General features: G+C 43.6%; 19 protein-coding genes and 1 pseudogene. 7 read left to right on the top strand and 13 right to left on the bottom strand.

The features are described 5' to 3' along the window. The first annotated feature begins 259 nt into the window (after positions 1–259). Together AB4583_RS16365 and AB4583_RS16360 are read left to right on the top strand one after the other, a co-directional pair. The gene (locus AB4583_RS16365; RefSeq protein WP_372118352.1) at positions 260–586 is read left to right on the top strand and encodes a hypothetical protein; all 327 of its coding nucleotides are present in this window, start codon (positions 260–262) and stop codon (positions 584–586) included. 47 nt (positions 587–633) lie between these two features. After that, a complete protein-coding gene (locus AB4583_RS16360; RefSeq protein WP_372118349.1) occupies positions 634–3,390 on the top strand; it encodes an immune inhibitor A domain-containing protein in 2,757 nt (918 codons plus the stop codon). A 213-nt stretch (positions 3,391–3,603) separates the two neighbouring features. Here AB4583_RS16360 and AB4583_RS16355 read toward each other — a convergent pair whose 3' ends face one another. Further along, complete coding sequence (locus AB4583_RS16355) at positions 3,604–4,779, bottom strand: MFS transporter (RefSeq protein ID WP_017061890.1); 1,176 nt, start codon at positions 4,777–4,779, stop codon at positions 3,604–3,606. A 243-nt stretch (positions 4,780–5,022) separates the two neighbouring features. Here AB4583_RS16355 and AB4583_RS16350 point away from each other — a divergent pair, with 243 nt between their 5' ends. Beyond that, positions 5,023–5,913 carry a LysR family transcriptional regulator gene (locus tag AB4583_RS16350; protein WP_372118346.1) on the top strand — a complete coding sequence of 297 codons (891 nt, stop codon included), beginning with the start codon at positions 5,023–5,025 and terminating at the stop codon, positions 5,911–5,913. A 94-nt stretch (positions 5,914–6,007) separates the two neighbouring features. Here AB4583_RS16350 and AB4583_RS16345 read toward each other — a convergent pair whose 3' ends face one another. From AB4583_RS16345 to AB4583_RS16320, 6 genes are all read right to left on the bottom strand, one after another. After that, on the bottom strand, positions 6,008–10,903 hold the full coding sequence (locus tag AB4583_RS16345) for an ATP-binding protein (RefSeq protein ID WP_372118343.1): 4,896 nt from the start codon (positions 10,901–10,903) through the stop codon (positions 6,008–6,010). A gap of 70 nt (positions 10,904–10,973) precedes the next feature. Beyond that, positions 10,974–11,999 carry an HD-GYP domain-containing protein gene (locus AB4583_RS16340; RefSeq protein ID WP_372118340.1) on the bottom strand — a complete coding sequence of 342 codons (1,026 nt, stop codon included), beginning with the start codon at positions 11,997–11,999 and terminating at the stop codon, positions 10,974–10,976. Positions 12,000–12,308: 309 nt separating this feature from the next. Beyond that, complete coding sequence (locus AB4583_RS16335) at positions 12,309–13,073, bottom strand: ABC transporter ATP-binding protein (RefSeq protein ID WP_017061894.1); 765 nt, start codon at positions 13,071–13,073, stop codon at positions 12,309–12,311. Between the two features lie 12 nt (positions 13,074–13,085). Next, the gene (locus tag AB4583_RS16330) at positions 13,086–14,036 is read right to left on the bottom strand and encodes an iron chelate uptake ABC transporter family permease subunit (RefSeq protein WP_017068462.1); all 951 of its coding nucleotides are present in this window, start codon (positions 14,034–14,036) and stop codon (positions 13,086–13,088) included. Next, positions 14,029–14,982, bottom strand: coding sequence for an ABC transporter permease (locus tag AB4583_RS16325; protein ID WP_372050994.1), 954 nt, complete (start codon positions 14,980–14,982; stop codon positions 14,029–14,031). Before AB4583_RS16325 ends, AB4583_RS16330 begins: the two co-directional genes overlap by 8 nt. A gap of 100 nt (positions 14,983–15,082) precedes the next feature. Next, positions 15,083–16,015: a siderophore ABC transporter substrate-binding protein gene (locus AB4583_RS16320; protein ID WP_017061897.1), complete on the bottom strand. Its 933-nt coding sequence runs from the start codon at positions 16,013–16,015 to the stop codon at positions 15,083–15,085. Between the two features lie 928 nt (positions 16,016–16,943). Between AB4583_RS16320 and AB4583_RS16315 the strand changes: the two genes are divergently transcribed. Further along, positions 16,944–17,153, top strand: coding sequence for a hypothetical protein (locus AB4583_RS16315; protein WP_004731601.1), 210 nt, complete (start codon positions 16,944–16,946; stop codon positions 17,151–17,153). A gap of 230 nt (positions 17,154–17,383) precedes the next feature. On the opposite strand, the gene AB4583_RS16310 is transcribed toward AB4583_RS16315, so the two are convergent. Then, on the bottom strand, positions 17,384–17,977 hold the full coding sequence (locus AB4583_RS16310) for a hypothetical protein (RefSeq protein ID WP_017068461.1): 594 nt from the start codon (positions 17,975–17,977) through the stop codon (positions 17,384–17,386). 265 nt (positions 17,978–18,242) lie between these two features. On the opposite strand from AB4583_RS16310, the gene AB4583_RS16305 reads away from it, so the two are divergent. Both AB4583_RS16305 and AB4583_RS16300 read left to right on the top strand, forming a co-directional pair. Beyond that, the gene (locus AB4583_RS16305) at positions 18,243–18,404 is read left to right on the top strand and encodes a hypothetical protein (RefSeq protein WP_372118335.1); all 162 of its coding nucleotides are present in this window, start codon (positions 18,243–18,245) and stop codon (positions 18,402–18,404) included. A gap of 225 nt (positions 18,405–18,629) precedes the next feature. Then, a complete protein-coding gene (locus tag AB4583_RS16300; protein ID WP_017061899.1) occupies positions 18,630–19,169 on the top strand; it encodes a DUF3332 domain-containing protein in 540 nt (179 codons plus the stop codon). A 112-nt stretch (positions 19,170–19,281) separates the two neighbouring features. On the opposite strand, the gene AB4583_RS16295 is transcribed toward AB4583_RS16300, so the two are convergent. The 3 genes and pseudogenes from AB4583_RS16295 to AB4583_RS16285 form a co-directional block, all read right to left on the bottom strand. Next, positions 19,282–19,941: a potassium channel family protein gene (locus AB4583_RS16295; RefSeq protein ID WP_372118333.1), complete on the bottom strand. Its 660-nt coding sequence runs from the start codon at positions 19,939–19,941 to the stop codon at positions 19,282–19,284. Continuing rightward, a complete protein-coding gene (locus tag AB4583_RS16290) occupies positions 19,942–21,042 on the bottom strand; it encodes an AI-2E family transporter (protein WP_372118330.1) in 1,101 nt (366 codons plus the stop codon). A 22-nt stretch (positions 21,043–21,064) separates the two neighbouring features. Continuing rightward, positions 21,065–22,102: pseudogene (locus tag AB4583_RS16285) on the bottom strand (HlyD family secretion protein); the annotation flags it as partial. A 228-nt stretch (positions 22,103–22,330) separates the two neighbouring features. Here AB4583_RS16285 and AB4583_RS16280 point away from each other — a divergent pair. Then, positions 22,331–23,326, top strand: coding sequence for an AraC family transcriptional regulator (locus AB4583_RS16280; RefSeq protein ID WP_017072267.1), 996 nt, complete (start codon positions 22,331–22,333; stop codon positions 23,324–23,326). Positions 23,327–23,362: 36 nt separating this feature from the next. On the opposite strand, the gene AB4583_RS16275 is transcribed toward AB4583_RS16280, so the two are convergent. Both AB4583_RS16275 and AB4583_RS16270 read right to left on the bottom strand, forming a co-directional pair. After that, positions 23,363–24,424, bottom strand: a complete 1,062-nt coding sequence (locus AB4583_RS16275; RefSeq protein WP_372118327.1) for a diguanylate cyclase — start codon at positions 24,422–24,424, stop codon at positions 23,363–23,365. A 274-nt stretch (positions 24,425–24,698) separates the two neighbouring features. Then, a complete protein-coding gene (locus AB4583_RS16270) occupies positions 24,699–25,127 on the bottom strand; it encodes a PACE efflux transporter (protein WP_017066716.1) in 429 nt (142 codons plus the stop codon). Positions 25,128–25,134: the final 7 nt, after the last annotated feature.

Genomic DNA, 25,134 nt, shown 5'->3' with positions numbered 1-25,134 from the left:
AACCCAACGCCTTGTATAAAGCGCCCTCCAGAATAATAACCACGACCTAATCAATGTTATTAAACATCCAAACTATCAACTATTCATTCAACAAAACCCATTAAATAACTGACAATAGAATAAATAACACTCCTTATTTTATATTAACTCTAAATGTTGAAACCGGAACGAATAATTAATTGTAATAATTATCCATTTGATTGGTAAATTTTATAAATATATTTTGTTACATAATCAAAACTGATGGCTTGATATAATAATGTCACACAAAACAATGGCTTTAATGGTTCTAATTTTTTCCTCACTGTCACAGGCTTCCACTATTGAGAACGACGAACTATTGCTGAAGTCATTGATTAAACAAGGTGTTATCTGTTCAGGCTTAACCTATGAGGAAAATCAAGAAGCTTTGCGTATCTATCTCAACGCTAAAAAAGTGAAGAGCACTCCGTTTGATTCAAAAAATAGAAAAGAGACAACCAATACAAAAGAGATAGAAGGTAAAAAAAATACAACAAACACACGTCAGTTAAATAAGACACCACAAGAGTGTATTAGGCCAAACTCGGACAACAGATCCGAATAAGGCAAGTTGATACTGATATCGACATGGAAATATAAAAAGTAAATATAATGAAAATGATGAGAAGAACATTGTTGGCTTCAGCAATGCTTACTCTATTTAGCGTCAGTGGTTATGCAAAAACACCTATTGATTTAGGCGTAGTTAATGAAGACAAACTCATTGAAATGCTAGTTAGACAAGGCTTAGTCGACCAAGATGCAACCGATGTGGCAAAGCAGGATGCGCTTGACCGTTACTTGAAAAATAAAATCAATTCCGGTTTCAAAGGCGATGCTCAATTCGGAAAAAAAGCACTTGAGCAACGCGTAAAAATACTCAAAGCCATAGAAAAAGGGTCTGGCGTTAAAAAAGCGAGTGTCTTTGCTTTAGAAGTCGGCACCAAGCGCACCGATAAAGTACTCGCTCTATTGGTCGATTTCCCTGATTTGAACTGGGATGACAACAAGTTGACCGAAGAGCACACGCAGATGCTCTACGAGAGCTACAGCCCTGAACATTATCAAGAGTTGTTGTTTTCAAATTCTGGCTACACAGGGCCAAATGGCGAAAACCTAATCTCGATGCGCCAATATTACCAAAGCGAATCAGGCGACAGTTACAGCGTTGCAGGTCAAGCGGCAGGTTGGTATCGCGCCTCTAAGCCTGCGTCATTCTATGGTGGCAACTCCCCTACCACCGACAACGACCTAAACGCCCAAGAACTGGTTCGTGAAGCGCTGAATCAACTGGCTCAAGATCCGAGTATCAACCTTGCCGATTACGACATCGAAGATCGTTACGATTACGACGGTGACGGAAATTTCCGCGAACCCGATGGTGTGATTGATCACCTGATGGTGTTTCATGCATCGGTAGGCGAAGAAGCCGGTGGTGGCGTGTTAGGCCCTGATGCGATTTGGTCTCACCGATTCAACCTTGGTCGCATTCATGTACTGGAAGGTACTTCTAGCTCGCTTCCAGATCGATTTGGTGGCCAATACGCGGCGTTCGATTACACCATTCAACCGATTGATGCGGCTGCAGGTGTTTGTGCCCACGAATATGGTCATGATTTAGGCTTACCAGACGAGTATGACACGCAATACACAGGCAGAGGCGAACCGGTTTCTTACTGGTCAATCATGTCTTCGGGCAGTTGGGCTGGTCAAATTGGTGGTACACAACCAACGGCATTCAGCTCTTGGGCAAAACACTTCCTACAGAAATCGATTAGCGGACGTTGGGTTAACGATGATCAGCTCTCGATTGATGACCTAGAAGACAATCCACAAGTGTATACGCTGTTCCAAACAACGGATAACAGTCGTCCTAACATGATCAAAGTGGATCTTCCTGAAAAGCAGATTGAAAGTCTGAAACCCTTTGAGGGCGAGTATTCATTCCACTCTCAAAAAGGCGATGATCTGAAAAACAGTATGACTCGCAAGTTGATGATCCCAGCGGGTGATTCTGCACTGCTGTCTTTCAAAACTTGGTATGAGATTGAAAAAGACTACGACTTTGCGCGCGTGCTAATCAACGGACAAGCCATTGCAGGAAACATTACCTCAATGGACGATCCATACAACACGGACCTCGTTCCTGCTATTGGCGGCGAATCTGGCGGATGGGTCGACGCTGAGTTCGACGTTTCACAATGGGCAGGCCAAGAAGTGGAACTGTCTTTTGAATACATCACCGATGGCGGCTTAGCAATGGAAGGCTCCTATTTAGATAACCTTGCTGTTGTTGTCGATGGTGAAGTGACCTCAATAGACGATGGTGAAAGCAACTCCACCTTCGCCCTTAATGGTTACAAGCTGAGTAATGGATTCCATCAAGCGCAGCACTACTATCTATTGCAATGGCGCAGCCACATGGATGTTGATGAAGGCCTAGCGAACATCAAACGCATGGGACAACTGATGTCATTCGACCCTGGCTTGATCATTTGGTACGTCGACGAATCACTAACCGACAACTGGGTAGGTAAACACCCTGGTGAAGGTTGGTTAGGCGTGGTCGATGCAGACCAAAATGCCATGGTGTGGGCAAACTCTGGTGAAGCGGCTCAAACACGCTACCAAGTTCGAGACGCAGCGTTTTCACTCAAAGATCATACTCCAATGCGTCTTGTAAACAGCGACAACGATGTACTCGAAGATGCCAGTTTGGTTGGCAATGCTAGCTTCTCGGATGACCAAGATTACACATCGCCTCAAGCACCAGATTCAGGACGCATCCTGACGGAGTTTGGTTTAGCGGTCGATATTGTGAATCAGAGTGATAACAACGAATACGGTGTGGTTCGCTTATCTAAAGTAAGCCAACACAACATCGTTCCTACTGCGAACTTCGAGCTTAATGTGACTGGTCTGACTGTTTCTGCAAACAACTTCAGCTCAGACCAAGACGGTGAGATCGCCCGTTACCTATGGGACTTTGGGAACGGCACAACAAGTAACGAAGTGGCACCAACTTGGTCTTACGAGCAAGCGGGCGAATACACGGTGAACTTGACTGTTGTCGACGACAAAGGCGCTACCGCTTCATTTAGCTCCGTAGTGAGTGTTGAATCTCCAAACGCCCTTCCAGAAGTGAGCGCGAAGTACATTCACTTGGGCCGCTGGGTAACCATGTGGTCTACAAGTTCAGACAGCGATGGTCGTATTGTTGATACCGAGTGGACACTTCCAAACGGAAAGGTGAAACGAGGTCGCACATTCACGTCAATCTTCCCTTCATACGGAAAGCACGAGGTGACACTGAAGATAATCGATGACCAAGGTGGGATTACCACTAAGACAATTTTGGTCGACCTGTAAATCATCGCTGGCTCTGTCATGCGTATTTACAACACAAGCTTAAGTACTGTTGTCACAGGATATAAGCCACGACAGCAGTTTTAAGAAAACGTTATTATTTAAGCCGTAAGCAAAGGCCCTACCGATTTGGTAGGGCTTTCTATTGGTCGCAGTTCGAGATACTTGGGTTTTAATCACAGTAACAAATTTACTGAACCACCATTCGATGAGCCATTACACAGGCTGCTTTTGAATACGCGATTTACGAGCACTGAATGCGAACAGCAAGATAACAGCTAACACGAATGGTAATACGTAGATATTGAGGTTCTGCCACCCTGCTGTCGATTCTAGCCAGCCAGAGAGCATCGCTGTAATCGTCACACAGCCAAAGACAATAAATTCATTAAACGCTTGTGCCTTAGCTTTATTCTGCGATTGGTAGGACTGACTAAACAAACCTGTTGCCGCGATAAACATAAAGTTCCAACCGACACCAAGCACAACTAGAGCCGCTCTGAAGTGCCAGATAGATTCGCCATGAATGTTAATCGCGATACAGACGACGAACAGAACCCCGCCTGCCAAGATCATCATTCTTGAGCCAAACTTCTCAATAAGTGAACCAGTAAAGAATGCAGGAACAAACATCCCCAATACGTGCCACTCAATGACGCCCGCTGCTTTGGTAAAGTCAAAGCCACAACCAATCATTGCCAATGGCGTTGCTGTCATCAGGATATTCATCACCGCATAAGCGACCATGGCAGCAAACACTGCGCCAATAAAGTTAGGCGCTTTTACTATCACACTGAGAGGATCGGATTTAGGTGCCTGACTATTAAAAGAGACTTTTGGAAACTGAATTGTTTGTAAGATGAGTAACGCAAGAATGTTCAATCCAATCAAAGAAGCAAAAGCACCAATGTACAAGCCATCTTGCGACCACTGTTGCGACATAATCGCCAAATTTGGTCCTAATACCGCGGCTAAAACGCCACCAGCCATCGAGATAGAGATCGCTCGGTGACGGGCATTTTCATCACACACCTCGATTGCAGCAAAACGATAAAGCGTGCCAAAACCTATGCCTATCCCAAGTAAGAACGTAGCGAAACAAAACAAATAGAAATGTTGTTGAGACAGTGCGTAGGTGGCAAGACTAGCTCCTGTAATGCCAACCACATTACCAATGCTAAATCCTCGCTTTCTCCCTAACTTGCCTGAAATTAAAGATGCTGGAATAGTGGCTGCCATTAAACCCAAAAACTGCAGTGCAACCGGCAAGGTGATCATGCTGACACTGGGTGCAATCTGCTTACCGATCAAACCAATCACAGAGATCAGTAATATATTACCCGTCATCAACAAGGCCTGACACAGTGAAAGCAGCCAAACATTTCTATTCATCTTCGTTCCTAAATATGAGCACAGTTGGTCAATAGACCAAAAATTCAACAAAGTCGCAACACTTTGTTACTCATAGCAACTCTACAAAGCGACCAATAGACCAATATAAAGTGCTACCACCACATGACTTTGATTAGCGTTACTTAAGACGCTAGAGTTGAAATTATCATTACTTAAGATAATAATAATTTTCTGTTATTTATTGGCTTTGTTATTTATAGGCTTTAGTATTTGAAGGTGAGTATGATTAATCCACTTTGGCTCAATACGTTTAAGACTCTGGTTGAAGTTGGCCATTTCACCCAAACGGCAGAAAAGTTGTATATGACACAACCTGGAGTCAGCCAACACATCAAGAAGCTTGAACAAGCTTGTAATTGTGACCTGCTATCTCGAGAAAACAAGAGCTTCGAACTGACCGAACAGGGTCGGATTATGTATCGCTATGCGATCAAACTAGAGAAAGACCAAGAAGATCTTTTTGAGTCTCTGAGTTTTGATAACCCTTATGCTGGGCAATGTCACTTGTCTTGCTCTGGCTCACTCTCTTTGCGTCTGTATCCCAAGCTTCTTGAACTTCAACAGCAACACCAAGAGCTCAGCATTAACTTAGAAGCCGCTCCAAACAAAAAGATATTGAATGACCTAAGCGAAGGCACTACCGATATCGGCATTGTTAGGCATTCCCCGAACGACAGCTACTACCAAAGCCAAGTCATCGGCAAAGAAGCACTGTGTCTTATTGTTCACCACAGCCTTGCTGATTTAGAGATAACGCCGCAAGTATTGAATGACATTGGCCTGATTGCCCACCCAGATTCTGCACACTATCTGTCTTTGTATTTCGACCTTTGCGGAGATAAAGACTTAGCGAACATCAACGTTAATGAGATACCAAGATCTGGCTACATCAATCAGCTTCACCAGATCTTGCTACCCGTATCAAAAGGATTAGGTTTTACCGTGTTACCGGCTGGCGCGGTTGAACACTTCCCAGATAGAGACAAGCTACACGTTGTGGCGCCAAAGGTAGAAGTAGAGGAAACGCTGTATCTGGTTCAAAAACGAAACCGAAAACTGCCGCACCGATACGATACGGTTGTTGAGCTAATCAAACAGAACGTGAGTCGTTAGTTCGGTATAGATAGATTTAAAGCCTTTAGCTAGCTAGTTATTTCGCTATAAGAGCTAAAGGCTTTAATGTTGAAGTGATATTTATAAAAGACAACTACTCAGAAGCGCCAAGCCCCTCTTTTGCTCGTTCAAAGTCATAATTATCTAACGCACTTCGAACATCTTTGAGAACAACAGAATGTGGATACTGTGCCAGTAACTCAGTCACATATTGAGTTGCATCGTTATCATAAGCATCCAGCAGTGATAGCAACTGAGCATGCTGTTCTGACGTGATGCTCGGTGAATCAGAGGTATCAGCAAGACTCGCATCGGCTTCTTCAGTACTTGTCGTATTGAATCCCCCAACACCAGACACATCAAAGCTGATCTCAACTGCTTTAATCAGTTCGATTAACCCAAGTTCGCCTTGCTTAAGATCTGCTTCATCACACGCCTTGTTATGCGCTTTGCTTTCTAAATCACTGAGTAACTCTGCCAATCGCAATCCACCAATCGAAGCTGCCATGCTTTTTAAGGTATGTAGATTACGCTCTAACGTCTCCCAGTCGCCTTGTACTAAGTTATCAAAAGCATCCGACATAATGTCTGGCGATCCTTGGCAGAACCTATCAAGCATTTTGGCTTGCAGCTTCACATCATGATAAGTCAGTTGCTCAAACCTCGACCGAGAGAAAACAGGCGGCTCAATTTGGGGATCGGAGTGCAATTCCGCACTCTCACCAGAATCACCTGTCTGGATCGCATCTGAAGAGGTGTCTGATGGCGCTCGACCTTCAACTAAGACCTCAGGAACAATGTATCGAGTAATCAAAGACATCGCTTTATCAATAACAATAGGCTTATCCAAGAAGTCCGTGATGCCCGACTCCCTCGCTCGTTGTTTCGCATCATCAAAAACATTGGCTGACATTGCAATAATCGGTACATCTATATCGAATTCACGAATCAAACGGGTAGCTTCAAAGCCGTCCATAATCGGCATTTGAAGATCCATGAAGATTATTTCGTAGTCGTTGTTTTTAGCTAACTCCAGCGCTTCCTTTCCGTTTTCAGCAAGATCGGCATTTAATTTAGAGCGACTGAAAAATGCTAAGGCGAGATCTTGGTTCAGCTCATTGTCTTCAACCAATAGCACTCTTTGCCCTTTGAACTCTATCTGATAATCCAGTTGCAACTCTTGAGCTTTGAAGTCGGCTAACGCATCCGAGCTTGAGCGTGGCAATGTCAGTACAAAGGAGAACTCACTGCCTTGCCCGTAAACACTCTCTACCGTAATTTGACTGCCCATCGCATGAACTAATTTCTGGCTAATGTTGAGCCCAAGCCCTGTACCGCCAAACCGACGTGTCGTTGTGGTATCCGCTTGGCTAAAGGCTTCAAACAGCTTGTGACGGTTCTCATCCGAAATGCCTATCCCGGTATCCATCACACTCACTCTCATGGTTAGGCTGCTGTCGTTCGAGTCAACATGCTCCACCGTTAATACTACGCTGCCTTGTTCCGTAAACTTAATCGCGTTGCCCACAAGGTTGAGTATGACTTGGAACAACCTCAATGGATCGCCTTGTAGTGGCGTGTCTAACTCTGGGTCGATGACCATAGACAAATTGAGTTGCTTCTCAGCCGCTTTCGATTCCATCAACTCAATCACATCTTTAAAAGTCGTTACGGGATCAAACGGGACGTTATCAATAACAAGTTGCCCAGCTTCTATCTTTGAAAAATCAAGGATGTCATTGATGATACCGAGTAACGAATGGCCAGAACGGTGCACTTTCTCGATGTAATTTCGAGCGACAGGATTAGATATTTCACCAATCGCCAGATAAGACAAACCAATAATGGCGTTCATTGGGGTTCTTATCTCATGGCTCATATTAGCTAAGAATTCAGACTTCGCTTGACTAGCCAAGTCGGCTCTCTGTTTCTCTTCTTCCAATTGCTCGTTTAGGCGCTTCATTTCAGAGATATCGAATGCCCAAAATAGTGTGGCGACTTCACCATCAATCTCAAAAAGATAGTAACTGACCAAAGCAACAAATCGGGTTCCATCAGACTTTCTGAGTACTAACTCCCTATTTTCAACTTTACCGTTAAGGTCGAGCTCTTCATGCACGCCATCACGAACGCTCAGCGAGTCATGGATAGCGGCAACGTCGATAGAAGACAACGCCTGATCTTCCACGCCAAACAAACGTTTTGCCGTATCGTTCGCGTAACGAACCTCTTCTTCAAATACCACGCTGGCTGCAATTGGAGAGCTATTTAGCATGTTGTAGAGTTGGTTCTGCGCCTTTTCCAGAGCTTCGGTTGCTTCCTTAGCAATACTGATCTGCTTAGTTAATTTACGATTCCAGAAAATAATAAGAAGAAGGATCACCAGAGAGAACACCGAAATGGTGTAAACCAATTGATAATTAACTCTTTCTATCGCTTTTGGCGCCGCCCACTTCGCCGATATCTTTTGATGTTCTTCAGCAGAAATACTCTCAATCGCCTTATTCACAATCGAATAAAGCAAAGGCTCAGATTTGATGACATGTAAGGTGGGTGAAAGGAAAAAATCAAGTCGTCCGACAATTCCAATCTCTCGATGACCAAATGAATCAATGAGGTAATTGAGGACATCAACAGTGTCGACCATGCCGTCTAAGGTTTTATCATCCAATCGGTTGAGCCCATCGGCCGTGGATTCTACCTCTACCCACTCAACGTTCGGGTACTTATCTAAAATCGCGTTAGTATTTGCCGCATTCTTCAATATACCGATTTTCCAACCATCAGCTTCTTCAAGTACCAAGCTACTAACGTCTCTTCTCGATGCAATGGCCAAACGACTTGAAAACAAGCTTTTAGCTGCTTTGACGTTATCTCCTAACGAACGATTCTCTTGAGCTGCTGAGACCAGTTCCACTTCATGATGATCAACCAAGCTTCGGGTCTCAGACCAATTCGCCACGTCAACATGCTGAATACTTAGCCCTGTTTTTTGTTCAATCAGCGTTAGATAATCATCAATCATCCCGATGTATTCACCGGTATTGGATACCGCTTCATAAGGTAACGAATTCGGATCGATACCTATACGTACATCCGGATTATCTTTAATCCACGCCCTCTCTTTTTGGCTTAGATTTAGGATCTCTCCAGTCAAGTTACTCGCTTGATAAACATCCGTAATATAGCGTTTCGCCGCATCTCCGAATGAACTAAATTGTTCGACAGATGGAAAATAAACATGGTTCCGCACTAACGAATTAACATCAAAGTAGAAAGTCATCGAACCAGAGTTGATACTCCCTCCCTTGGTCCTATAATTCGCCACCTTGGTGACTGATGAAAAGTGAGAGGTATTTTTCTTCTCTCCATATTGATCAACTAGGTTGCCTATGTACCAAGATTTGATCGGGCGACTATTGTTATCCGCTTGTGCGGTGATCACCTGAAAAGAACTGTCCGTGTCGAAAATTTCAAACACTTCCGTCAACTCTTCAAAGCGGTCGTTGACGATAAAATACGCAGATATTTGCGCGATAATATTCGCTTTTTTAAGGACTAGGCTTAAATCACTCTGAACCTGCATCTCGATAATTTGGTTTAAGCCGTCATCCTCCTGTTTAAGCCTTTTAATTGCGGCATTGAAGCTATCTCTGATTTCTTCACTCTTAAAGTCCACATAGATCGGATACTCAACTTTATACTCGTCATGTAGCGTTAGCTCTGCCATTTCAATAAAACGAGTATTGGTGATAAACCACTCTAGCACTCTTCGTTCAACCATTAGCAGGTCAACATTTTGAGCCCTCAACTGCGAGAATGCTGATTCAAGATCTTCGTAATCTTCAATACGATCAATGTCTAACTTACTCTTCAGAACTTCAACAGAGTTTTTAATTGAGGATGTTTCGTCGAACAATAACGCCCCTAATGATAGGTCTTTTTGGGATTGAAGTTGGAGTTTGCGGCGAGTTAGTGAAACAGGAACAAACTCAATATTAAGAACGTTATCACTTAAAAAGTGCGCATTAGGATCATCAAACTGAACACCAGAAACAAAGGCTATAGAATTATTGTTATCGATGGCTTTTTTAGCGGCGCTAGGTGGAAGTGTGACAACGTCACCTAGTTTATATCCCATGTCATTCAGTGCACGCTGAAGAATGTCGTGCTCTAGCCCGACTGCGGTGCTGTCTGGGTAAAAATACGGAGGGTTACCAAAGCCAAACACGCCTTTTAGCGGCACTCGATAGGGGGAACTGTCTAGCCACTTCGATAAAATCTGGTTCTTGTTATCAACGTCGAAGGTTTCAATCTGTTTGTTGATTAGCGTCAGCAGTTCTGGTTCATCGGTTCGAATCACCATTGATGCTTCAAACCTTTTCCAATGCTCCAGAACATAATTTACCGCTAAATCATGAACGCCAATCTTTTCCGCAAGATCCATAGTGGTGATAGGTTCACCGACCATGCCTTCGACATCCCCGGCCCCTAACGCACGTACTGCATCAATAACGTTATCAAAATCCACTCGCTCAATAGAACTCAATTTGACACCGGCTCGCTCCAAATCGATATTTTCATTAACCATCGCAATACGGCGTTTATTATTTTGATCTAGGTTTCCATCGAGTTTGTTGTCGATGGGAACAATCACTGCGACCTGATAAGGAATATAGGGAGCACTCGCAAGAAAACGGCCACCTTCACTTGGGTCGAACTGTTGGAATGGAAATACATCGCCTCGCCCGTCGACTAACGCGGCTTTAGCCTCGATACGCGAGTTAACTGTGACAAACCGAACATGAACACCAAAACGCTGTTCAAGATCTAATGTCCAATCTTTGATGATCCCAGAAACCTGCCCATCATCATCGATGAATGAGTAAGGATAATGGTTGGCCAAGACAACAAAAGTTACCGTTGGTTGGTTTCCCAACCACTGATTTAACTCAGTATCTGTTACCTCAGCAGCATTCGTAGATCGCATTAGCAGCGACCACACCACAAGTGTAATGACCAGAAAAACAACCAAACGATTTAGCGACAACATCAAGCCATCACTCATCTCTAAATTTCTCTTTAATTGCTAGAATCTCAGGTAACTTCAGAAAAAACACATCAACGATAGTTGGATCAAAATGTTTGCCTTTCTGTTCTTCAAACAAGCTCAGCGCCTCATCGACACTCCAAGCCTTTTTATAAGGGCGCTCTGCCGTCAGTGCATCAAACACATCAGCCACAGCTGCGATTCTTCCAACCAATGGGATGTCTTCCCCTGCCACTTGACTCGGGTAACCGGAACCATCCCATTTTTCATGGTGATACTGCGCCACTTGAATCGCCATGCGCATCAGTTTTGAATCACTCTGCCTACCGAGTATATCAACACCATATTCGACATGCTTTTGCATAATTGTCCACTCGTCGGCGTCCAATTTACCCGGCTTGAGTAATACGCTATCAGGAATACCGATCTTGCCAATATCATGCATTGGTGCTGCATCACGCAACGTCTCGGCATCTTCGTCAGTCATTCCTAAGGCTTTAGCTAGCACTTCACAGTAGTGACTCATACGCTTAACGTGCATGCCTGTTTCATTGTCTTTAAATTCAGCAGCTCTACCCAGTATGTTCAGTGTTTCTAGCTTACCGAGATTGATCTCTTGAGTTTTCTCTTTTACCTGACTAAACAACGCGCGTTGTTGGTCATAAAGTGCGATATGCGTTTTCACACGCTGGAGTGCAATTGCAGGGGTTATCGGCTTGGTTAGGTAATCGACAGCCCCCAAGGAGAGTCCTTTTACTTCGGCTTCTGGACCAATTGTGGCGGTCACGAAAATGATAGGAATGTGAGCCGTATTCGGCTGAGCTTTAAGTTGGCGGCACACCTCGTAACCATCGATGTCAGGCATCATGATATCAAGGAGGATAAGGTCTGGCTGCGGCACCATCTTCGCGATCTTGATACCAATTGTGCCGTTAATCGCTACTTTCACTTGATAAGTATCTTTGAGTATTGCCGTTAACACATCCAAGTTACTTGGGGTGTCATCCACGACTAACACTATAGGTTTCCGACTCATTGATACCTCGTATACAAATCAAACAGTTATAACCCTAGTGTAGAACGGTTTCCAGAGGTTAAGTAGAAAAAAAGCAATTGATTTTCAAAAATGAAGAGTAGATCTGTGAGTGACTTCAAACTGGCGTTATTAGAAGTACGACCAGTCAATATTACGTCAGTTAAGTTATTATTATACAAGGGGAATTACCTTTGCATTGCAACATTTCACTAACAACACAGATACTATCCGAAAACAAAAAGAGCTCCTCATATGGGAGCTCTTTTCGTTCAACGGCTAGAAAGCAAAACAACCGAGTTATTCAGTAATCTAACGACCAGAATAATACATACAGATTCGAACACCATCGAACTCACGAATCTCAAATGGGATCTCGTAGATAGACTCCATCACTGATTTTTCAACCACTTCCGAAACCTTACCCGACTTAACCACTTTGCCTTTCTTCATCGCAACAATGTTATCTGAGTAACAAGAAGCGAAGTTGATGTCATGAATCACGATAACGACCGCTTTATTGAACTCATGCGCTAAACGACGCAACGTCTGCATAATTTCGACCGAGTGTTTAATATCAAGATTGTTCAGAGGCTCATCTAAGAACACATAATCCGTATCTTGCGCCACAACCATCGCGATAAACGCCATTTGACGCTGACCGCCACTCAACTCATCAAGGTATTTGTTTTGGATGTCAGTAATGCCAAGGTGTTCTAGTGCTGTATCGACGATCTTATGATCTTCGTCTTTCAAGCGACCTTGAGAGTGTGGGAAACGACCAAAACAGACCAATTCACGAATCGTAAATCGCATGTTGATGTTATTTGATTGTCTTAACACGGCAAGGTGCTTGGCTAGCTCTTTGGTATCCCACTCAGCCAGTAACTTATCGCCAATGACCACTTCACCCGCGTCGCTGTCTGTTAAGCGGCTCGCCATTGAAAGCAGTGTACTTTTACCCGCACCATTTGGGCCAATGATAGAAGTCACTTCGCCTTTCGGGAACATAGCACTGGCATCATCAACCACGAGTGACTTGCCATACTTCTTACTTAAACCTGTTAATTTAATCACTACTTACTACCTTTACTGAATTCTGGTGCGTAACAACAAGAACATAAAATACAAACCGCCGACCAAGTTAATAATCACACTCACAGTGGTTTCAAACGCCATCACTTTTTCGATAAACCATTGGCCAGAAACCAATAGAACGACCGCTAACAAACTGCTTGCGATGATAAGCACACGATGTTGATAAGATTTGAATATCTGACGAGCTAAGCTCACGGTGATTAAACCAAAGAACAGCACTGGGCCAACCAAAGCAGTCGACACCGCGACCATCACTGACACAATCACCAAGGTAATCTGAGTCAATCGCTTGGTGTTCACACCCAGGCTTGTCGCGTTATCAACACCAAGCCAAAGTACATCAAGCTTAGGCGCCAACAACCAAAGGCCAAGCAAGCTCAAACCCAAAGGAATAAGGCTGAGGTAAACCAACTCGCCTTTCACGTTATTGAAACTTGCGAACATCACATTCTGCAGCACCGCGAACTCGTTCGGGTCAATCAACATCGCCAAGAAGTTAGACAAACTCGAGAATACGCTGCCACATACGATGCCTATCAACAGCAGTGTGAATACGTTGTTTCGCTTGCTCTTAAAGTAGAAATGGAACAGAGCAAACGAGAACAAGATCATCACAGTCACAGACATCGAAAAGTTTGCGATCGAGTCAATCACCCAGAAGCTAGCACTGCCAAACACAAACAGAAGTACCGTTTGTACCAGCATATACAAGCTGTCAAAGCCCAAGATGGAGGGGGTTAGAATTCGGTTATTAGTAATGGTTTGGAAAACCAATGACGACGCCGAGATCGCTACCGCCGCCAACACAATCGACAGCAATTTTGGTAGGCGCAGAGACAAGAAGAACTCGTAGTTATCCCACGTCAGCCCCTGCCCGATGAATAGCGCTGTCATACCCAAAGACGCGATAGCCAGAATCGCAATTTTTACTGAATCACGCATTCGACTTGTCTCTCATGATTAGGTAAATAAAAATCATGCCACCAAAGATGCTGATTACCATCGAGATTGGAATCTCATAAGGGAAGATGACGATTCGAGCTAGCAGGTCACAAGCCAACACCAAGATCACCCCCCAGTAGGCAGTCCAAGGCAGAATCTTCTTCATGTTATCGCCCATCATCAGCGACACGATATTCGGCACGATAAGTCCAAGGAATGGGATAACACCAACAATCATCACCACAGAAGAGGCGCAGATAGCAACCAACGCAACACCTATGAAGACGATCTTCTGATAATTCAAACCGATGTTTTTCGCGAAGCTCTCACCGATGCTCGCCGCACTGAACTGGCTCGCGAAATAGTAAGCCAATACACAAGCAGGCACCGCGAGATAAAGGATTTCATAGCTGCCTTGCAAGACACTCGCAAAGTTCGCCATCGTCCATGCCGACATGGTTTGTACTAAGTCGTACTTGTAAGCAATAAAGGTTGTTAGAGACGAAACAACGTTGCCATACATAATGCCAATCAAAGGCACCAATACCGCGTTCTTAAACTTGAGGTGTTGTAGGAAGCGAACCAATAGCATGGTGCCAAACACTGCAAACGCGAAGATAAAACCTAAGTAGCTCCATTGCGCAGCATTGCCTAGCACTAGAATGCCGACAATGTAACCCAACATCGCACAGTCAATGGTGCCCATCGTCGAAGGCGCGGCAAACTTGTTCTGTACGATTTGCTGCATGATCAAGCCAGAAACACTCAATCCCGCTCCGGCAAGCACGATCGCGAGTAGTCGAGGAATCCGACTAACAATATAAATAGAATTGGCGTGTTGGTTGCCATTGAAGAAGTCACTAAAACTGATTTCAGCGACTCCAATCATCAATGACGCAACGCATAACACAACAAGAAATACAGCAGCTGCAATGGGTTTCAACATAGGAATAATACTAAAGATAGGTCTCGGGTAGCCCGTATAAAAAAGTGAAAAAGGGCTTATAAGAACACTCTTATAAGCCCGAAAATCTGATGGTTAGTAACTATTGAATCGTACGTTCAATGTCACTAAGCATTCTATGAATCGCTGTCACACCGCCACCAGCCAAATACCAAGCACTTGAATCAAGGTAAACGATATTGCCGTGCTGCGCTGCAGGTGTTGCCGCAACCAGTGGGTTATCAAACAGTTGTTGTGCGCGTCCTTCTGATTTACCAATCGCTTTTTCGCGGTCAAGCACGTAAAGCACTTCAGGTTTTGCATCAGCTATGTATTCAAAAGAGATTAGGTTGCCGTGTGTTCCTTTAATCGGAGCCACGGTTGCACTCTTTGATTCCACGAAACCAAAGTCATCAAAGATGATAGAGAAACGGCTGCCTTTGTTGAACATCGCAATGTTGTTGCCGTTGTTCATTAGCATCATTGCTGAAGTTTCGTCAGACGCTACTTTGTCGTTTACCGCTGTGATAGAAGCTTGAGTCTCTTTAATGATCGCTTCGACTTCAGCTTGCTTACCAAAGATGTCGCCTAGCACACGCCAGTTTTGCTGAGCATCAGCCCAGTACTTGTCGCCTTCAATAGAAAACATGACAGTAGGAGCAATTTGTGCCAGTTTGTCGTAAACCTTAAGCATGCGGTTTTCCGCGATGATGATGTCAGGCTTCAACATGTAGATAGCTTCAAAATCAGGTTCGCTTAAAGAGCCTGTATTTGCCGTCGTATCTTTGTACGAAGCTAGGTAATCAGGCAGCAAGCTATGAGGCGCGCCAACTGGCTGTACACCAATTTTATCGAGCACGTCTAAGCTACCGTGGCCTAGAACCACCACTCGCTGTGGTACTTCAGTAAACTGCGCTGTGCCTTTCACATGCTCAATGGTGACGGTTTCCGCATGCGCGGTCATCATGAATGATGATGCTAGAACGATGGCAAGCCCGCTCAATAACTGGCGAACTGAATTGATTGTTTTCTTCATGTTTCTTCCTTTGCCATTGATACAAACCACCACTCATGACAATGAAAGTCACATTACTCATAGACGAGCATGGGGCGTACACAACTGCTAAATAACGATAATTTAAAGTCTGTCATTGGATTGACAACAAACTTGTAACGCAAGTGAGAACTATTATCAATTATATTTGCACTAAATTGGCGATACAACAACTTTATTATTCAGAAACGTAAAAGTGAGTATTCATATTTTGCGTAGTCAGGAGAGGTATTAGGAATCAGAAATATCAAAAAGACGCGAAGAGGAAAATACTCATCAACCTGAAGAAAAAAACAGATGGGGAAAGCACCCAAAAACCCTGTAATTACAACGCTGAACCCCAAAATCATGGATTGTAATTTACAATGTAAAGATCATATACAACAGAGACTTAATCATCACCAAATTAGCTGATCAATTAAACCCACTAATGACAACGAATACGAACAGCTGAAAAGCCAAGACTCAGTCAGATATCATGGTCAAATCCCTGACCTTCGCTCATTTAACCTTCAGTAACCGATGGTAAATCACCCAAAAATATTTTTGAATTTAATTGAAAATAGGGTTGTAATTTTGAAAACTAGGCGTATAATTCGCCACCTGGCTCTAATCTATAGAGCTGTTAATGCTAAAGTAAGTCCAAGTTCCACATAGACAGTTCTCGATTCCCTCGTTACACCATCTCTGCGTCAGCTTTCACCCAGATAGTCATTCAATAGCTTTTAAATTCGATCCTACTACCGATCTATCGTCATTTGCTCTTTTGTCAGCGAAGTCAGAATAGATCGAGCACTTAAATACAAATGTAATAAACACAAGGCACAGTTATGTCACGCAGAACAACACGACAAACCCATTGGTACCAACTATCACGCGAAAAAACAGTCAATAAACTAAAAGGTAATAAATGCTCAAGATTAAAATAGATTTACACAAAGAAGAGATTTCATGGGTCACCGAGATTCGACAGCTCAATAGCGATATACTCCACCGCCACATATTGCCCAAGCTACAACATCACAGCTATCTCATCGACTTTGAATTTAATGAACGAGAAAGCATCGGAACTATCGTTTCAGGCAACGGAAACACCCTAGGACATTTCACACTCCTATAGCATTTCCCAAAGGCTACAAAAGAAACACCATCTAGTCCCAAAGATGTAAAAGATGTCACCCTCAATTCGCTCTAGCAGAACAAAATAGAGTAGAAGTAAAACAGATCTGAAACCTAGCCCTTTTTGCATTTCACACGCGGCTAACGCTAGCTAGGTTATCGTACTTCTATTGAAACCAACTTATATCAAACTCTAAATCACCATTGAGTCATTATCAGTGCATTCATGGACTAATAAGTTAACGGCATCGACCTTAACTTCTGATCAAGAGTATATAAGTGTTCTGCAGCTTGCATGTGTTGAGGGTAATCACTGAACTTCTCACGATTCTCCTCATTCATCTTACATGTCTCATCCACCAGCATTAACTTCCAATACAGCTTCGTTGTATGCAACATCGCCAGTAACGGTTTGAACACCTCTTTCTCATAAGCTTGAATCAACTCTTCAATCAACTCGTCACGTTCGTCTTCGCTTGCGATTGAACCCTCGGTTGCCGACAACACTTTTTGATACTTCAGGTTTTGTTGCAGCTTATCCATGACCGTTTGGTTTTCTCCCGCTAAGTCAACAAGCTTCGACTTAATGATGTTTACCCAATTCGCTTGGCTCAGTACTGTGTCATCAACGCTGGTAAAATCTTCTCGTATTTGTCGTTCAACATCTTTTTGAGCTTTCTTTAAAACCGCACGCACCTTTTGGAAAGGCAGCTGATACTCCTTACTTAGCTCGATAATCAGTTTATGAAAACCACCATTTGGAAGGTGTAAGTTTTCTTTAAACGTCGCCATTGCAGCTTCTTGCTGTTCGGTAAGGTGAGTCATTCTGTTTCCTATTCTTTATCACTTATGGTGCTGAGCCCGCGATCATACCATTATTACCCTCGTTTTTTCGGTAACTTGATCAGTTACACCTCGCTATGCCGTTAAATTCTCTCAGCCCTTTCTCTTTTGGCTAGTTATTAACCCACTTGGCATAAAATGGTAAATCTCTATCGGCGAAAGTTCGTACATTACGCGCTCAGGGGATATCGCCAGACAGGAGTCGTTACTTACATATGAAAGACAAGCGCGAGAAATGAGAAAACAGATGACCTATTCAGAATACAAAGAATCCGATTTGCATAAGTGCGTGAGCATTGGTTCAGAAGCAATGGTATCCATTACCAAGTTTGCCTTTAAAGCCACTACCCTTTTATTTCGATTTTTCCGCTGGCTTGTCGTATCGGCTTATACCTACGTGATGAAGTAATTCTATATGGGAGTCGTTGTTTTCATTACGACTTATCTAAATACCCCAAAGCGCGCCCTATTAGGTCGCGCTTTTTTTGTGCCCAGTTTTATACCTAGCTTGATGCCAAAAGTCCGAGTGCATTTTATATCGTCAGTGGCGCTAAATGGTAAAACTGACCATCGAATAAAAACCATACTACACCTGTTCCAACGAAACAGACTTCTAACTTATACAGGTACTAAAATGAAAAAGATTGCACTTAAAATTGTAGGACTAACGGTTTTGGCTTCTGCGCTAACTGGTTGTATCGGCAGCAACGCCGTAACAGGGAAAGTGATGAAATTTAACGTTGAAGTTGTCGATAACCGCTATGCCCGTGCAGGTGTAAACTTCTTATTAGCGCCTGTATACGGTATTACTACCGCAGCAGACTATGTGGTATTCAACTCACTTGAATTCTGGACAGGTAAAAACCCTATCAGCGGTTCACCACACGTATTTGATACAAAAACAGACACGCACTTCAAAGTGAACGATGAGCTGGACCCAAGCCTGAAAGAAGCCCCTGTCGGCCCAATTTCTAACAATCGCACCATTGAAACGGGTGAGATGATTAAGATCGACGAAAACACGATTCAAATGGACATCGTCTATACATCTGGTGAAACAGCGACTCTAACGGGCATCAAAGACGGTCAAAACGTTACCTATTACATGGATGGTCAGCTTGTATCGCAAACAACTATCGCTGAATTAGAGAAGATTCAAGGCACTGAAGCTTAAGGTTCATCGCCCACACAGAGTTCAAACTTAAAGAGACTTTTAAGCTCATAAAATAGAACAAGCCCGGCGATTGCTGGGCTTGTTTGTATGTGCTCTATTATTTGTAAATGCTCTATTGGGACTTGGACTGTGCAAGTCGAATGCTCACCAAACTCGCCACCATGATAGCTAAGTAAAAGCTGCCGATAATGGATTCCATAAACACAAAGAATTGAGCAATAGGCAGAGCTGGTGATATGTCGCCGTAACCAACCGTAGTCAAGGTGATAAAGCTAAAGTACATCGCATTAAACAAGTTCGTCAGCCAGACTTGCTCTTCTAACCCGTTAAAGGCATTAGGAAAGATCTCTAAAATTAACAAGTAGATGGTCGACCAAGCAAACCCTAGCAACAAGTAAATACAGATGGAGCCGATGATGTGATTAGGTGTCACCGTTTTGGCTTTCATCACCTGCTTCAACGCCGAGTAAATGTGTGAAAACAAGAACACAGCCAACGCCGATAGCGTCACTATCGACAGGTTATAGCCTTCCAAAAATGAAAACACGCCAGACACGAGCGCCGTAATCAATAACAGCCCATACCAAGAGCGATACAAGGCTCGCTCTTTACGAATACCGGCAATTGAACTCGCCAACGTAATAATGATAAGAAATAGGATTGTTTTCTGGCCTTGCGGATAAAACTGCTGCATCACCGCGCAACCAAGAAACAACACCAACAGTGCATAGAATAAGAAGTAGAAGTTGTCGTCTTTAGAGACTGGCTTCATCTATTTTCCCTCGACCTCTGCAGGTTTTTTCTCAGTTTCTTGTTGGTTTTTCTCTTCAAGTCCAAGCCACGCCATCATCAGCTCATAGCTTAAACTCAGTATCACAGCACCGACAAACAGACCGACGATGCCTGACATCGCCATTCCGCCCAGTGCACCCAATAGAATTACCAACATTGGAATGTGAGAGCCACGGCTCAGCAATACTGGCTTTAAGATAGCGTCACTGCCGCTCACCAAAATACACCACACTAAGAACAAGCTCGCCGCCAGTGTCGATTCAACGCTGAACATGTAGATGATCGCCGGTAATAGAGCGAGAATCGGTGGAAGTTGGATTATCGCAATGAGCAGCACAGCTAGCGCCCAAAACGCAGCTGCTGGAACGCCTGCAATCACCAAACCGATTGCCGACATCATGGATTGAATCACAGCCACACCAATCACACCTTGCACAACGCTTCGCACGGTCGATTTAGAGAGCTCTACCAACTCTTCACCTTTACCGCCCGTTAAACGCGCCACTAAGTGAGTCACGCCGGTTTTACATTTATCGGCATTACTCATGAATGCACCCGCAATGATGGTAGAGATGATGAACTGAATAAAGCCGCCACCTAACGAGCCAAGAACAGAAGCCGCTTTCGTCGCAAACTGTTTAAGTTCATCCGCATACTTTATGAAAGTGCCTTCAATATTGTTGGAGGCGGCAACCAAGGTTGAATAAACCTTCTCACCTATGAATGGAATATCTTGTAAGGACTCTTTCGGTTTAGGCAATGACAATGTGCCATCTTGAAGCCCTGTCATCAGGTCAGTCGCGCTGGTGTAGATACCAGAAGAAAGCGCCGCCAAAGGAATAAATAGAAGAATCACGCCAATAAAGCTCAGCAATGCACTGGCTTTACCTTTCGACATCCTGGTTTTATTTGAAATTGCGACCGCCACTGGATACAACGCAGTCGCAATGATCGCACCCCATATCACCAGAAGAATGAATGGGCGCAAAATCGAAAAACACCAATACACGAGCATGGCAATCGCTGCGATCTTGATGGCAGCGTCTATCGCCTGTTTTGAAAAATCATCAGTTAACTTCATGAGACGTCCTTGTTAGACAAAATTAAGGCTGATTTTGTAGAAACTTCCAATTCCGTGTTTCTAGGAATAGAGAAGCCAAAATCATATATATGCCAATTAACACTAATTGGAATATGCGTATAAGGGTGTTGCTATCGATATCACCGGAGCTCATCAATGTGCTACCAACAAGTACGAGCAACGTACTAAATGCAGTGGCGAAAATAGGTGCTTTTTCGTGAACCGTGTAGATCTTGGTAGCCATAAGAATGGCAATAAGTCCTATAAACAAAGAATAGAAGACAATGTTGGGTACTATAGAAAGAATTGAAAAAGCAGCAATCGCCAGCAATCCCCCGATACCGTTACTTATCACCAGAAAAGCGCTCAACTTTATCGACTTCTCTGACGTAATCATCAACGATAACAACGCAATGAACATCATTGTCAGTAAAGCTTCAGATATTTGAAAAATAAAGAAAAAGCACACCACTGGATAGGAGATAATCATCGCCCTAAAGGCCGCATACCAACGCTGTTTCTTTTCGAGTGGCGCAGCAGCGAAGCCTGAGAACGCCGATTTTGGCTCAGGGAAAAATACATGCACTAACGCAAAAAGCATGACTGAAACCACACCAGAGGTCGCTAATGCTGCTCGCGCTTTATCTGCATCTGATTTAGAAACGACACCTTTATCGGCCACCTCTAAAACACGCTTAGCTTGCAGTTTGGTATTTTGTCTTTCAACAATGGCTGAGGTGAGTTTCGCTTGTGCTGAAGCAATGCTCGCGGTTTGAGCGCCGACATTTTGGCCTGCAATCTCTAAATTTTGCTCGGCTTGTTGTACGGCTATTTGGTAATCAGACTCATCTAAAATGGCTAGCTTATCGCCTTGATTAACCAGTTGGTTAGGTTGAACAAGAATATCGAGCACTTTACCCGACACCTCAGGTTTGATTGGAACGATATAACCTTTGACACGAGCATTATCAGTAATAGGGATGATGCGGTCTGAAATGATACTGAAGATCAACATGAACGCTACGAACAACAATAAGTAGTTGGTGACCTTTCTTACTTTGTCTTTTCCATTTTCTTGCTGGCCAACTTCTTCCTTGGCTTCTTGCGCATTCCCGTTGACTTCTGACATGGGACTCCCTTCTAGATAACTAACATCAACAAAATTAATACTTTAAAAATAAGCCCGGTGATGGAAAACTCAAGTAAATAGGGTTAGATTTAGTAAACAAAACGTTGCAAATGATATGCACGTCTAATAGTGCGACAATATATACAGGATTGTATTCCAATGAGCTCTAGTCACTACCAAGTCCCGGTAATTCAAACGAACTACGCCAAAATTCTGGTTCAGGTTTTTTCTGACTATGGTCTCGACCTCCACCTTTTGCTCAAAGATTCTGGTTTACCGCCCGATCTCATTGAATCAGAAAGCGACTTTGTGCCATCAGAATCGATTAAACGTTTGATTTATCTGACATCCGCCCAACTTGGCGTGTCTCGGTTCACCGATATTCTTGGACTCGCATTTCGACGTCGAATCATCCCAAATGTCTTGCATCAATTTACCGAATTCGAAACCATTGGCGATGCACTAAAACAGATCAATTCAATCTTTGCCTATGATTCACCAGGCAGCAAAGTCGAGTTTATCCAAGAACACGGTCAGAACTGGTTTTGCCGGACAGCCCCGGAAGACAACTCCCCTATGTTTCAATGGGGCGAAGCTTTCGCTGTTATTTATATCATCGAGTTAATAACCATTTTATCGCAATCACCATGGTTACCGACTAAAGTTCGCTTGCAAGGGCATGACATCGATGTCGTCAAAACACTGGTATCAAGTAACTGCCAACTGTTTGTTGATCATTCGTCGACTGCTGTGCAGATTCCTGATGAGATCTTACAACTCCCAATCCGTCTTACGTCTAAAGACCTCAGTACAAAACCGACACTTATTGAGTGGCATACCAGCTTTACCGATAGTATTTATGAGCTTCTAAAACCGTACATGAAAGAACAAGACCTCTCTCTTGAAGAGGCGGCAGAGCTGCTCAACTTTTCAGTGCGAACGTTCCAACGCAAACTCAAGAATGAAAACACCACTTATCGAAAGATCAAAGAGAACCTGATGTTTTCTGTAGCTTGCGAGCTGATGGAAGAAGGCCACACGCTGACCTACATTTCTAGCCAACTCGGTTACACCAACATCTCTCATTTTTCTCGTGCATTTAAGCGTGTGTCTGGCCTCACGCCGAAGATTTACCAACGCTCAATCTCGGCTTAGGCTTCGCTCGATTGATTAACCAAGCACGGCCTACATCTAACCAAGGGCAATTGGAGTAGCACAGCCTGGGCTAGAGCTACACACTCTATTTCGCCCGTTACCTTTAGCGCGGTAAAGTGCCTTATCTGCACTGCGATAGGTCGCTTCGGCTTGCGCCTGTATTTCAGACACACCACTGCTCACGGTCAGGTTCAATGTTGTCCCTTTGGTAATCACTTCTTTCAGTCGATACATCGCCTCAAACGCTTCTGCCAAATTGGTTTCAGGCATCAAGATAGCGAACTCTTCTCCGCCTACTCGCGCGACGATATCAGTGTCTCGGCTGTTGTTTCTCAACAGTTCAGCGACCTCTTTCAGCGCTGAATCACCTTGGTCATGACCGTGATTATCATTGATAGCCTTGAAGTGATCTAAATCGATCAACGCCAAACAGGAATGTGTGTAACCATAACGCTCTGCCAGGTTAGAATAATGTTTTAAGTCGTTATCAAAGCGGCGTCGATTCCAGCACCCTGTCAGTGAATCCGTTTCCACCAGCATTCTTAATCGACGTTCTAATACTTTGCGTCGACTAATATCGGTAAAGGTCACCACATATTTATTATTGTGCGACAGTATTTCAGCTAACTTTTCGACAACCACATTCACAGTAAACTGCTCACCAAGTCGACTGACGCCACTCAACTCACCTTTCCATCTCTGGTTTTCCTTCAGTGAGCGAGTAATGGTCGTGATTAGGCTGCTGTTATTCATAAAACAGAGATCAGAAATCGGACGAGATTCGACTTGGTCAAAGGCATAACCTGAAACCCGAGAGAATTGTTGATTCACTTGTATGACCCTCAATTGACTATCGAGGACAATAAAACCTGCGACACCATCAATGATCGCTTCCGACAAGTTATTCTTGCTTTGAGCCATTTCATGTCGATAAAGGCGTGCGGTAATAAGAGTGCTAAGTAAAAACAACGCACACACCGAAAAAAACATGGCTGGCGTAGAAGCAATACTCAGCAACCACAAGCTAAATGCCATATTGAGGACAAGTGCAGACACCACGTATAGCGGCATTTTTCGGTCATAACTTAACTTGTTCATAGTTTGCTCTGGTGATGGGCGAATGACTATGATGGCTAAGTTTCCACTAAGATATTTACCATTTTACGACACATACAAATTCAAATTACATATCGAACAATAAGTGCATAGGGTTACACTAACTATTAAGCGGAAGAGATTGAAAAGATTCGAGACCGCCACTTTTAATGCCAACCAGTGCCGGGTTACCTAGGCCTACTAACCGAATATCTCCGTCAAAATAACGAATAAACAAACGGTTAGTGGCCAAGCTCGTGTATACTGACTTGGTAGATTACTGAACGGCTAGCTCCCCTCTGCGTACCCAGAATGCTCGAACATGGTCATAAATCAGATTAAACACAAACGCGTAAATGGTAATAAAAATGGTCACGCCGATGTCCATCAAAAATGCTTGCCATAACCCCACGTTAAGTAAGTATGCCATCACAGGGATTGTCGCGATCAACAAGCCAGCCTCAAATAGCACGACATGAAAAACACGTAACTTGAGCGAACGCTTTGATTTTTCACCCGTGAAGTAGCGATCAAAAATGCGGTTGAAACAGTAGTTCCAAATCATCGCGATAGTCGCAACAACTATCATGGTTCCTGATAAGGCATTCACATCGTGATCAGTAAATATCGCTAAACCTATAATTGACAGTGTGACGGCCAATACTTCAAACAACACCGAGTGGAAAACTCTCTCTAACGTACTCATACATTCC

It is taken from the genome of Vibrio sp. 10N.222.49.C12 (assembly GCF_041475025.1).
In the GTDB taxonomy this organism is placed as follows: Bacteria; Pseudomonadota; Gammaproteobacteria; order Enterobacterales; family Vibrionaceae; genus Vibrio; species Vibrio crassostreae_C.
This window is presented reverse-complemented; position numbering and strand designations above follow the sequence as displayed.